At 27.0% G+C, this 13,549-nt stretch carries 9 protein-coding genes; all 9 read left to right on the top strand.

Annotated elements, in window-relative coordinates:
* The first annotated feature begins 37 nt into the window (after positions 1 to 37).
* The 9 genes from AACL22_RS03275 (at position 38) to AACL22_RS03235 (ending at position 13,378) form a co-directional block, all read left to right on the top strand.
* Complete coding sequence (locus AACL22_RS03275; RefSeq protein WP_338989588.1) at positions 38 to 751, top strand: hypothetical protein; 714 nt, start codon at positions 38 to 40, stop codon at positions 749 to 751.
* Positions 752 to 794: 43 nt separating this feature from the next.
* The gene (locus AACL22_RS03270) at positions 795 to 1,931 is read left to right on the top strand and encodes a hypothetical protein (protein ID WP_338989586.1); all 1,137 of its coding nucleotides are present in this window, start codon (positions 795 to 797) and stop codon (positions 1,929 to 1,931) included.
* Positions 1,932 to 2,717: 786 nt separating this feature from the next.
* The gene (locus AACL22_RS03265) at positions 2,718 to 4,046 is read left to right on the top strand and encodes an MFS transporter (RefSeq protein WP_338989585.1); all 1,329 of its coding nucleotides are present in this window, start codon (positions 2,718 to 2,720) and stop codon (positions 4,044 to 4,046) included.
* A 33-nt stretch (positions 4,047 to 4,079) separates the two neighbouring features.
* Positions 4,080 to 4,769, top strand: a complete 690-nt coding sequence (locus tag AACL22_RS03260; protein WP_338989584.1) for a SprT family zinc-dependent metalloprotease — start codon at positions 4,080 to 4,082, stop codon at positions 4,767 to 4,769.
* A gap of 48 nt (positions 4,770 to 4,817) precedes the next feature.
* Complete coding sequence (locus AACL22_RS03255) at positions 4,818 to 6,377, top strand: NAD(P)H-hydrate dehydratase (RefSeq protein ID WP_338989583.1); 1,560 nt, start codon at positions 4,818 to 4,820, stop codon at positions 6,375 to 6,377.
* Between the two features lie 40 nt (positions 6,378 to 6,417).
* Positions 6,418 to 9,633 carry an ABC transporter permease gene (locus AACL22_RS03250; RefSeq protein WP_338989582.1) on the top strand — a complete coding sequence of 1,072 codons (3,216 nt, stop codon included), beginning with the start codon at positions 6,418 to 6,420 and terminating at the stop codon, positions 9,631 to 9,633.
* A 304-nt stretch (positions 9,634 to 9,937) separates the two neighbouring features.
* Positions 9,938 to 10,975 carry a phenylalanine--tRNA ligase subunit alpha gene (pheS, locus tag AACL22_RS03245; RefSeq protein ID WP_338989581.1) on the top strand — a complete coding sequence of 346 codons (1,038 nt, stop codon included), beginning with the start codon at positions 9,938 to 9,940 and terminating at the stop codon, positions 10,973 to 10,975.
* Between the two features lie 10 nt (positions 10,976 to 10,985).
* Complete coding sequence (pheT, locus tag AACL22_RS03240) at positions 10,986 to 12,953, top strand: phenylalanine--tRNA ligase subunit beta (RefSeq protein WP_338989580.1); 1,968 nt, start codon at positions 10,986 to 10,988, stop codon at positions 12,951 to 12,953.
* Entirely contained in the window at positions 12,845 to 13,378 is a 534-nt protein-coding gene (locus tag AACL22_RS03235) for a hypothetical protein (protein WP_338992981.1), read from the top strand. The genes pheT and AACL22_RS03235 overlap by 109 nt, the downstream gene beginning before the upstream one ends.
* Positions 13,379 to 13,549: the final 171 nt, after the last annotated feature.

The following is a 13,549-nucleotide window of genomic DNA, read 5'->3' as shown; positions in this document are numbered from 1 at the left end:
TATTTAAAGGTATTAATTATAATAAAAGGTGATAACAATGAATCTAAAACATAATAATTTTTATCATAAGTTTCTTAGTTTCTTTTTATTAGCATTATTATTTTATATTTTTTTCTTTTGAGGAATTGGAATTATTTATCCAGTAAATAATTTTGTTTTCGATAATGTTCTTTTTAATTTAGCCTATGTAGTATTAATTTCCTTTGTTTCTGTTTTTGTCGTAGGGATTTTAATGCAAATTTTAATTAATTTCCGCTTATATCAATGATCATTTGACCATTATAAATTATTGATTAAAACAAATTGATTTGTTCTTTTAACATGATTATTAAATTTAATTTTATTAACAATAACATTAGCTTATAATTTTCAACGTTATATTAATTTAGTTCAAAATCAACATTTAGCACGAATTCCGTATTTAATTTTATTAAATTTATTTTATATTTTTTATCTTATTATTGGTTTATCATTATTATTAACAATTGCACTAGTTATTATTTATGGATTTTATCTTAAAAAAATTACTTTTTTTGTTATTTGAACTAACACGGAAATTTATAATGAATTATTTATAAATAATTTTACAATTGATCCATTTGCTGCGCTGATTCGATTTTTACAACAAATGAAGATTGTAGTAATTATTAAATTACTCATTTGTCGCACATTTTTAAAAGCGCAATTACGAAAAACAAAATTATTAATTCAATTCAAAAAGGAAAATTGTCCACCCTTGCTTTGTTTATAATAATATTTTTAAATAATTTTTTAGAATAGAGGATCTTTTAGGTATGAAAAAATTAATGATGATTTTAGCATCCCTAACATTTACTTCGGCTTTTATTACTTCAGTTGTTAGTTGTACTAATGTTGTTGATATTACACAAAAAACCAATTATCATGTCATCCCAAATGTTGCTAGTATTAAAGCAACTATTCAAAAGTTAAATTATAATGCAGATAATTTTGATGTTGATCTTGCTTCAGGGATGAAAACAGCAATAATTTGTTCAATGCCAGATGTTACGAATCAACCATTTTTAACAAAAAAAATTAATTTGGATTGAACAACAAATGATTTAACAAAAATTATTACGTTCACTTCATTACCATATTCAGAAGAAGCAGTTGGTAAACCCGCTGATCCTGCTCGTGTTTTAGCAGTGATTAATGTCTTAAATGGAACAAATTTTATGAGTGATGATGTCCAAATTATTATGGAAGGTAATAATTATAAAATGATTGCAAAAGAAGGCAGTAATTTTACTGGTGAATTAGAAATTATTTCAGAAGCTGTTACTTTTGACCAAGTGTATTCAGTTGTTAACTTAGGAAATGTCTATTTAAATAGCGCTATATATAATAATTGAAAAAAAGATCCAACCGGAAATAAATTAATTATGGCAGCAACCCTAATGGAATTTACTGGTGATTGTAATCGTTTTTCTGCTTTTTATAGTCAAGCTATTATGCAAGCCTTTATGCAAGGCGGTATCTTAGATATTACCATTGATGATCAATTCAACGGTACTTTTTACTTAAGTGGTAGTGTCCCTAATATTTTCAATGATTCGAATGTTACTTTTAAATTTCATGTTATTTTAGATCACCGTAAATATTTAAATTATAATAATAAAAAACCAAAAAATATGGCACAAATTAAAGTTAACCTAACTGAAACATATGCTGGAAATAATTTAAATGACATTCGTTATGCTGTTGTTAAAGAACTGTTGGGAAAAGATTTTGCCGAGCAATATAAAGACTTATGATATGATGAACTTTTAGTTGACAAACCATATAATCCAGATAAAAAAGAACTTGTTTTTCGAGCAAAACCAGATTCAAAAATTTTAGCATCGTCTGATAAAATGGCATCAATTTTAACAAAACAGCCGTTTTATAAAATTATTGCAACATTACAATAAAAAAATAAAAAGAAGTAATTACAATTGAAAAAAGTGTTAGTATAAAACTAGTTTTAAATAAAACTAGTTTTTAATTTTTAAAGTAAATTATCTTGTTGAAAATAAAATAATATATTATATAATGTAATTGGATATACGTTATTTTGATGCAGGATTATAAAGTTTAACATTTATTTAATGGTTAGTTAGCAATTAGTAGCTAATTCATTTTACTTTTAAATTTATCAATCTTTTGGAGTTCTGGTAGGGTGGTTGGGATGTTAAGCGAAAGGATATAGATATTTTTTAAATGTATTAAAATATCAAATATCAATTAACAAAACTATTAACTTTCAATCGTTTCAGAATAATAATTAAAAATAATTCCCTTGTCTATTTCATAAAAAACAAACTAGTCTGTAAAATGATTTGTGATACAAATATGTCCATTCTTTTTTTCCTTTAAACTAAGTAGCAAATCAATTTTTAATAAACATAATATATATACCCTGAATTATTTAATTATTTCTGAACAAAAATATAATTATCAAAATAATAAACATTACCCTGAGTGAAAGTTGTGTTTCAATTATGTGAAATGATACTAGTTTTAAATTAAAACTAGTATCTTTTTTATTTTTAAAATTTTAAATTGTTTTTTCTGTTGGATTTTGTTTTAATTAAAATGATAAATAACAAACGATTTTTACATTTTATTATTGGTTTTGATAGAAATAGGGTATAATTACGGTATATACCTAAATAATATATGTATGGTTTGTTATGGTTAAAAGATAGGTGAAAAAAATGGAGAAATTACGTAGAGTGTCATTAACTTTCTTAACAATTGGCGGAATTTTTAGTGCGTTACTGTTCGGAATATTAATTATGCTAGCAAATAAAATTAATAATCAAATGTTCCTTTATAATTCTGCAGATATGCTATTACACGATATTGCTCTTTTAGTTTTACAGTTTTCAAATATGACAGTATATCATAATGTGATGGCAAACCCAGAATTAGTTGGGGGGATTTTAATTGGAATTTCTAGTTTTTTAGTATTGCTGTATTTAATTCCAAATTATTTTTCAAAAAATAATGGTTATAAAATTTTTGGCATAAGTGGCGCTTTTGTTATTGGATTAATATCTTGCATTTTATTAATAATGGCTGTTGTGTTTGCTGGTCAACCAATAAGTGCTAAAACTGGTTTAAATATTTTTAAGTTAAATTTACCAATTAATTCAGGTTTTATTTTACTATTTATTGGACCAGTCTTAACCTTCTTTGGTAGTTGATTTGCAATAGCTTATTATCATACAACACGAAAAGCAAAATCATTAACACAAGATCAAAAAAATCGTTTAACAGCGATTAATTTTGAAACTGATAAAATTGGTGCTCGTGGGTTAACACCACAAAAAGAAATGGTTAATCAAGCTGAACTTACTCCTATTGAAGAAACAAAAACTCCTTTTAACAACAAATCAGTTGCAACAACAAATGATTTAAAAGCAAAAATGGCATTATTGAAAGCAAAAATGGCTCGGAATGCTCTTTTTCATGAGCAAGGTGAAGCACATCTTGTTTCAGAGGAAGAAGATAATAATTCTGATAATTCAAAACCAACAATTCGTGTTGGTGCAGAAGGCCAATATTTACGCACAATTAAAGAGGGAAAAGGAATTGTTGATGAATCACCAGCAGGATTACTTGTTGAACAAGAAGGTGATTTTGTAAAAAAAGGTGATATTATTAAACATCGTGATTATTCAGCCCCTATTTTTAGTGCGGAAGCTTCGCCTTCAAAAGGAAATTTCAATGCCTATGATTCAATTATTATTCCAAAATCAAAACAACATATGTCATTAGATAAAACAGAATTAGCGGAATGAATTGGTTCGGTTCCAAAACCAAGTGGTAAGCAACGCATTAATCCCAATGCCCGTGTTGATAGTTCTTATGATGGTAAAGTTTTTTTAGGTGATATTGATAAAATTTGAACAGCAGAAAAAAAATACCGTGAAGATATTACAAAAAAACCAGCAACTAATAATTCTTTACAATCATCGGATTTACACCATAATTTTGAGAATGAAAATGAAAATGATGATAAAATAGATGATAATCATTAATTAATCCATATTTATGATAGGGGGAGGAATAGCATGGCATTGGAAAAAGTGCTACCATATCAGGGCAACTTAATTAAATATGATTTAATTATTAAAAAACAGAAGAATATTGTGTTGAATGTTAATAATGGCAAAATTAAAGTATCGGCCCCTAGTTATGCCCATGATTGGGAAATTGAAGCTCTAATTTATAAAAATATTAAAAAAATTATTACGGTAATTAATGTTCACGATAATTATCGAAAGATTGTCATTAATCCAAACGGAATAGGTTATGTTTATGTTTTTAATGAAAAATATCCGTTGCAATTAACCAATGAAAATATTCATACAAAAATTATTAATCGACAATATTTTTTATTAAAAGATGCTGGTAGTTATGATGAAAATGTTAAAAAGTTACACCATTTTTTAAAACAAAAATTTAGTTATAAATTTGAACAGTTATTAAATAAATGAGTAACAATAATGAATTTATCTTATAAAAATTTAACAATTAAAGCAATGGTTCGTAAATGAGGTGTGTGTTATCCACAAACGGAAAAAATTGTTTTAAATACAAAGTTAATTCATTTTGATCCGACAGTATTGGAATATGTAATTATTCATGAATTATCACATTTAGTTCATCATAATCATTCTAAGGAGTTTTGATATCATGTTGAAAAATATATGCCAAATTATCGTGAAAAAGTTGAAATTTTAAAAAAACCAGGAATCTAATATGGTTTTCTTTTTAATTTAACATAAATAAGTAAGGAGTTAAGAAATATGCTTTATATTAGTAATCAACAAGACACTAAAAATCTTAAAAATTTTATTTTTAATCAATTTGATATTTCAGCAGTTAAATTAATGGCGAAAGCAGCCGAAGGTTTATTTCATCATTTGAATTTAGCAGTTCATAGTTTTTTAATTTTAGCTAACATTGGTAATAATGGTGGGGATGGTTTTTGTTTAGCAAAATTAATTAGTGATTATGATGGAACAAAAAAGATCCATATTCATATTTGCACTGATAAAAAAACCTTTGATACTGCTAAAACCCCAGAAGTGGCATATTATTATTCATTAGTTAAAAAGTTTCGAAATGTAACAATGACCTTTCTTGATGATAATATTGAGGCAGTAATTTTATGAACTGATATTATTATTGATTGCATTTTTGGTATTGGTTATCATGGAAAAATGCCACCTGCCATTGCTGAAATTATTAAAAAAGTTAATGAAAGTCAAAAATATGTTTTAGCATGTGATATTCCAAGTGGAATTGAAAATGATAGTGCAACAATTCCAACAATTGCAATTAAGGCTAATAAAACTGTTACTTTTTTTACTTATAAATCAGCTTTTATTAATTATGATATTATTCCTTACTTAGGAAAGGTTGTTGTATGACAATTGGAGTTTCATAAGCAAGAAATTAATAGGATTTGCACAAAATTAATTGATAACAACTTATTTTATACGGATAGTGTCCAATTACATTCCCGCTCACTAATTTCACACAAAGGCATTTATAAAAATTTACTTATTTTTGCTTCAAGTTTAGAATATTTAAATGCTGGGACTTTAGTTGCTAATATGGCATTAAATGCTGGAATTGGTCTAGTAATTTGAGCATTATCCCCAGAATTATTAGGAAAAACCAATAATACTGCTCCAGAAATTACGTTTTGTGATGCTTCTGATCGAGCCCGAATTTTAGATTTATTAACAAACAAAGTTAATGTAGTTGCCTATGGAATGGGAAAAGGAAAAACAGAACGGACATATAATATTTTAAATTATATTTTAGATAATTATAAAGGTTCAATTGTTGTTGATGCTGATGGAATTAATGTTCTAGATGTCTCATTATTACGTAAATTACGTGGACGAGCAATTTTAACACCCCATGCATTGGAATTATCACGTTTAATTAATAAAAGTGTGCCAGAAATTTTAAGTAATCGAATTAATATTGCAAAAGAATTTGCTAATAAGTATAAAATTATTGTTGTTTTAAAAGGATATCAATCAATTATTACGGATGGTAATCGCGTGTATATTAACGGTACCGGTAATCCATATATGGCTGTTGCTGGCATGGGTGATACGCTAACTGGTTTAATTGCTAGTTTAGTTGGTCAAGGTTATGAATTGTTTGAAGCAGCAATTGTTGGAACGTATTTACATGGGTTAGCTGGTGATGAAATTTCACAATACAAAAAACCAGTGTTACCAACAGACATTATTGATCAAATTGGTTTTGTATTAGCAGAACTTATTGGAAGTGACGATTCGCTTAATTTCAAAAATAGTTATTTTGATTATTTCGATAACTTTTAAATTTGTTATAATTGATTAAAATGAAAGATGGAGAATAATAATGCGCCAAATTTTAAAAAGTTATTTAAAATCATATTTTAAAAATTGAATTGAAGCCGGAGGTTTAATTCTTTTTATTATCATTATTATTGCAACAATTGCCGGAATTTTATCAGGTGCTTTACAATATAAAATAAAATATAATGATTTAGTATATACATCTGAACAATGAGATTATAATTTTAGTGTTGAAGATTATAAACCTAATTTTATGGAAGATTATTATTTACATAATAAGTTTATTGATAAAAATAAGCAAGAAATTAATGTTACAGGATTTCCCCAAGCAATTTTAAATGAAAACAGTAGTTGGTGAAAAACAACAAAAAGTGTGTGTGGTACTCTTGCAAGTCCAGAATTACAGCAAATTTGTTCAACAAGTCAAATTATTACTAAATTAGCAAAAGTTGCGCAATATCGAGGAATGAAGCAAAATATTGATGGTGTTAATCCGATTGGCTATCTTTATTTTAAAAAATTTAATTGAAACCAACCAAAAGAAATGGTAACACGGTTATTACGACAAAAAACTTTGCCAGAATATTCTGTTGGTGTTTTTGAAGCTATTTCTTTTAAACAAGAAAGCGGTTCAAATTATACTTTAAAGATTACTCCTGCGGTAGTACAAAATGTAGTACAAAATCTAGAACAGACAGCCGCCGTTAATTTTAACCAATTGAAATTATACCAAGGACAGTTGCCAACAGTAGATGATGAAGCGGTTGTTAGTAGTTTATTTGCAGAGCAAAATCATTTAAAAATTGGAGATATTTTTCCAGTCATTTCGAACAACCCAAAATTTAATTTAAAAATTGTTGGAATTGGAAATAATTTAGATAATTTTATTAAGCGGACAAGTTTAAAAATTAATAGTAGCAATGATATTCGGAAATACGGTGTGTTATTTACAACTGAGCGTTTCCAAACTCAATTGCAAAATGCAAATGTTCGTGGTGAGTTAGGGAATATTACTTTAAACCCAAGACAAAAAATTTTAATTAAATTAAATTCAACAAATGCAATTTTAACTTTAAAAGAAAATTTAGCACAGGGTTATATTAATCCAACAGCAACTTTAATTCCATATGAAAATAGTGATATTGCAATGCAAACGCAAAATATTAATATTCAAATTATTTTGTATAGTGCAATTGGTTTGGTGTTGTTATTTTTAGGTTTTATTTTTATTAATTATACAATAAAAAAAGAGATGAATAAAACTCGTCGCCAAATTGGAATTTTTAAAGCTTTTGGTTATCAAACAACGGAATTATCATGAATTTTTTCAACAAAGTTTTTTGTCACGATGCTATTTGGTATTATCTTAGGATATTGTGTTAGTATTCCTATTCAGTTATATGTTAATACATTATATACAACAGGATTATTAATTCCATTTAAATTAATTTATGTTTCCTGATGATTTATGCTAATTTTGTTTTTAGTTATCCCCATCTTTTTTACTACTTTATCATTTTTATTTACAATGAGTTATTTAAAAAAACCAAGTTTAGTATTAATTAATGGTGCTGGAAAAATGCATTTTTATGGTTTAATAATTGGGATTAAAAAAATTTTTAGTAAAACAAGTTTCTTGTTTCGAATTCAATTAGCATTTACTTTAAAAGGATTTTGAAAATGAATGATTGTAATGTTTATTTTCTTTATTTCTTCATTACTCTTTATCATTCAATTTAATGCATCTGATATTTTTCGACAAATTGTTTATTTGTTTAGTAATGTTTATCAAAAAGATGTTGACCATCGCTTCCAATTTCCAAATTTATTAACAATGGCAACAAGGCATCGAACTCCAACAGGAGAAGAAAAATTAAAATTAATAAATAATAATCATTTTCGAGTGTTACCAACAAGTGATGTTGAACAAACCCAAGCTGTTTCATTAGCAAAATTTAATGCATTAGCAACAGCCATTCATCATAATCCGATGGATATGGAATTATGACAAAAACTCTTTCTTTATCAGCCAATTTATCAGTCAGTTTATTTAACTGATTTAATTCAAGTTGTTAAAGATATAACAAATATAAAAGGAGGAAATTTACCAGATTGAGGAAAAAATATTGTTAATTTAAGTAATCTGATTGACCAGACACATATTAAGACAGTTGTTAGTTTTAATACATTGTATTATAATCCTCAAACTGAATTGTCAGTTCTTAATTTAGCTGTAACTCCAAGTAATCGTGAAACAGCAGTAATTAGTGATCTTAATTTAAAAGGGATTGAACCAAATACTTGGACAAAGTTTTATCAAATGGAAGGTGTTAACAAAACGGTTATTAACGAATTGTTTGCAGCACCATTAACAAGAACACAAATTCCTGCAATTATTTCAGAAAAAATAGCTAAATTAAATAATTTAAAAATTAATGACACTTTTGAATTTACTGTTAAAAATGTAAGATCTCCGTATAATATATCAATTGTTGTAAAGGGAATTAATAAAAATGATACAACACGAAGCAATGTTTTTATTAATGCTAATACTATTCGGTTTTTATTTTATGATTTTAACGAAAAACCAGTCCCAAATGATTTTTATGATGGAGTTATTTCTAAGGAAAAAATGATTTATGATAAGATCAACCCAAAAGAATTGCTAATGGGGAAACAAGATTATAAGATTACATTGCAAAACTTAACAATTAATATTTTTAACCATGATATTATGGCAGAATTAGGAAAAATTATGACAACAATAACTAGTGATGGTAGTGATATTAATATCTTTACGGGTCCAAATAATGTTGAATTAATTACCTTGCAAAAATTATTAGCATCGGCAGGCTTGGGGATGTTAAATGATTCATTGTTAATTTTACAAATATTAAATGGAATTATTATTTTTATTATTTTAGCAGTTATTACTTCTTCGGTAATTGATGAAGCTAGCTCAGTTATTTTAACAATGCGAGCCTTAGGATATAAACCACGGCAAGTAAACTTTATTGTAATTGGTAATTATGTTTTTGGTGTTTTATTTACCTTCTTCCTGGCATATGTTATTTCCTTACTAATTTGGTACTTTGCTGTTAACATTATTTTAGAACAGTTTAAATTTGTTATTAATTTACCATTAAATTGACAAACACCATTAAAAGTTGGGACTATTATTAGTATTATTTTAGTTCTATCATGACTATTATCTATGTATTTAGTAAAAAAACAAAAACTAAATGAATTAACTGAGTAAAATAGGTTATAATAAAATTATAAAATTTCAGATTAAATCGTTGATTTAGGAATAGTAATTAATATGCTTATCGTCAGAGAGGTTATGATTGGTGCAAATAACTGGTGAGATATTAAGGAATTCACCTAATGAGAGCTGCTAATCCCAGCCGGATTATTAATATTAATAATTCGTTAACTGTAATTAAGACTATTTATTAGTAAAAAAAGGATGGTACCGTAAGAAATTGCTCCTTGTTTATATTTTTTAATATAGACAAGGATTTTTCTAACTTAATTAGACTTCAGCAAGAAAGGATTAAACAATGGAAAAAGAATTAGACTTATTATTTACCCAAGCAACAAAAAACATTAAAGCAGCAAAAACAGTGGCGGAAGTTAATGCCGTTCAATTAAAATATTTAGGGAAAAAATCAATGTTGAATGATTTATTGAAAAAAATGAAAGATTTAACACATCAAGAACGTTTAACAATTGGTCAAAAAGCAAATCAAATTAAAGGAGAATTAACTGAATTATGTCAAGTTAAAAAAACCGAATTAGAAAATGCTTTATTAATTGCGACAATTGAACAAGAAAAAATTGATTTATCATTACCAGGATATAATTTAGTATTAGCAACAAAGCATCCATTAAACCAAGTTATTGATGAAATTTCGCAATTATTTCAAGAATTAGGATATGATATTGTGTTTGGAACTGAAGTTGATGATGATGAATATAATTTTCAACGCTTAAATTTACCATTAGGACATCCAGCTCGTGATATGCAAGATACATTTTATTTGTCTAAAAACACATTATTACGAACACACTGTACCAATATGACAGCCCGTGCAATTTCACAGATGAAAAGTAAAAATGAAATAATTGCAATGATTTCAACTGGAAATACTTATCGCCGTGATGATGATGATGCTACACATTCACATCAATTTATGCAAGTTGATGGGTTTTTAGTTGCCCCAAATATCACTTTTGCTAATTTAAAATGAACAATTCAATACTTTTGTCAACGGATGTTTGGTGAAGCAACACAAATCCGTTTACGGCCAAGTTTTTTTCCATTTACAGAACCATCTGTTGAAGTTGATGTTACTTGTGTTAATTGTCAAGGTAAAGGTTGTTCAATTTGCAAGCAAACTGGTTGAATTGAGATTATGGGCTCTGGGATGATTAATCCGCTTGTTTATCAAGCATGTGGACAAGATCCAACATTAACTGGCTTTGCCTTTGGCATTGGGATTGAACGAATTGCGATGTTAAAATATGGGATTGATGATATTCGTTGTTTTTATACAAATGACATCCGCTTTTTAAAACAATTTAAGAAATTTGATTAGGAGGTTTAAAATGATTATTACAAGAAGATGATTAAATAAATATATTGATTTTACTGATATTAGTAATGCTGATATTGTTGCTGTTTTAAATAGTTTAGGGTTTGAAGTAGAACGTACGCATAATTTTGATCGTAATAGTAATATTGTTTGTGGTCGAATTCAAGTTGTTAATGAAATTCCTGATACGCATTTAAAGTTTTGTCTAGTTGATACAGGACAAGAATTAGTTGATCCAATTGTTTGCGGAGCTAGTAACCCAGCGGAAAATGGATATGTTGTCGTTGCTCGTCCAGGGGCAGTGTTAGCCGATGGCACAAAAATTGCAAAACGTGAAATTAAAGGATATGCTTCGGAAGGAATGATGTGTTCACTAAGTGAATTAGGAATTGCTGAAAAATATTTAACGCCAGCCGAACAAGATGAAATTATTTTAACTTTTAATGAAAAAGAAGGTTCATATGATATGATTGGTGCTGAAGATGCTTTAACTAAAATTGGTTTAACTGATTATTTGTTTGAGATTGATTTAACATTAAACCGCAGTGATTGCTTAAGTGCTTATGAATTAGCCCGTGAATTAGCCCACTATTTTAAACGTGAATTATTTCCGTTAGAATTAGAATCAACAGAAAATTTAAAAGAATATCAAAATCCATTAAAAGTAGAAATTTCAACATCAGCAGTTGAATCAGCAATTAGTGTTAATATTAAATTAACGCCAGAAAAAACTCCGCTAAAATTATCAGATCGAATTTGGTTAAAAATTAATGAATATCAATCAAATGTAGCAGATCCATTTGGCGATTTAGCAATTAAAGCAACCCTTGAAACAGGGCAACCATTATTACTTTATGATTTTAATAAAATTAAAAACCCTTTAAAAATTACTGATGATTATGAAAATAAAACTTTTAATATTAAAAAAGGTGATTTAGTAGTTCTTGATGGGAATGAATTTGTAGAATTAATTGGTGTTCGCGTTAATCCGACTTATGCTATTAGTGCTACAACAACGGAGATAACAGTGTTAGCACTCCATTTAAATCATATTATAATGCGTCAACAACAACGAAAAGTTGGTATTAGTAACATTAATTTACAACGTTATATCAAACCCCTTAGTTATGCTACTGTTGGCTTAGGATTATCACGTTATTTGTATTTATTAAAAATTAATGGTTTTTTAGCCGAGTTATCAGTTTTAAACTTTATTAAAGAATATAAGAAAACAGTTGAGCCAATTAACATTACTTTACTTGAGATTAATCAATTTATCGGTCATTCTTTTACCTTATTAGAAATTAAAGCTTTATTAGAATCATTAGCTTTCCAATTTAAAACAGAAGGTGAACAATTATTTGTGACACCACCAGTAACTCGTACCGATATTTTTCAGAAAGCTGATTTGATTGAAGAAATTGCCCGGTTATTTGGTTATAATAACATTGTTGCTCAACCACCAGTCTTACCAAATTTAGTTAAGGCTAAACGTCCTACTGAAAAAACAATTAAAAATTTTGAAACTTTCTTTTTAAATAATGGTTTTTATCAGGCAAAAACATATGCGCTAGTTAAACAAGAAGAAATTACTCATTTTAACTTTTTTAATTATCAAAAACCATATCAATTACTATCGCCATTATCGGAAGAACATGCCATAATGCGGTTAAGTTTAACAAATAGTTTATTAAACAGTGTTAAATATAATAATGCTCGAAATCAAAAAAATGTTAAGTTATTTACTGTTGAAAAAATTTATGTAAATGAGAAAAGTTATTATCATGGGGCATTTGTAAGTCAAGCAGAAATTGTTCAAAATAAAATAACAGGCGATAGTCTTTCTAATTCGTATTATTATATTAAAAGTTTATTGGAATCTTATTTGCAAAGTGAACAAATTGATATTGATGAATTATCATATCAATCAGCACCAAAAAAAAAATTTACCATCCTTATCAAACTAGTCATGTTTTTTTAGAAAAACAATTATTAGCAATTATTGGTGTGATTCATCCTAGTTATCAAAAAGAAGTTGATTTAAAAACTACAACTTATTTTGGTGAAATTAATTTTGAAGTAATGTTTAATTATCCGCATAAGAAACAAACATTTTTCACACCGCCTTCTAAATTTAGTACAAGTAGTCGTGACATTTCAATTTGAGTACCAGTAACAGTAACCTATGAACAAATTAAGAAAAAGATTTTAACAGGAGTTAAAAATGTTGTTGCAATAAAAGTGATTGACCAGTATTTTGATCATAAAGAAATGCCTAATCATGTTGCTTTAACAATTAGTTTTACATTTAATGATATGGCAAAACAGCTAACTGAAACAGATATTAACCAACAATTTGAACAAATTAAAATGAATTTGAAGAAATTACAATTACAAATTCGCTAGAAAAAAATTTATGTATTTGAGGATTAAGGTAATTTATGAACACTAAATCTTAATCCTTTTAATTAGAACTTGGTTTATTTTTTATATAAAAAGAACATCCTTAGAGTGCACCCCAAAAAGTAAGTAAAATAAAAAAAGATTTTGCTAAATTTTTATAGGGGGTGCATTTTT

Source organism: Spiroplasma endosymbiont of Seladonia tumulorum (genome assembly GCF_964020235.1).
In the GTDB taxonomy this organism is placed as follows: Bacteria; Bacillota_I; Bacilli_A; order Mycoplasmatales; family Mycoplasmataceae; genus Spiroplasma.
Note: the sequence above shows the minus strand (reverse complement) of the source record. Positions and strands in the feature narration are given on the sequence as shown.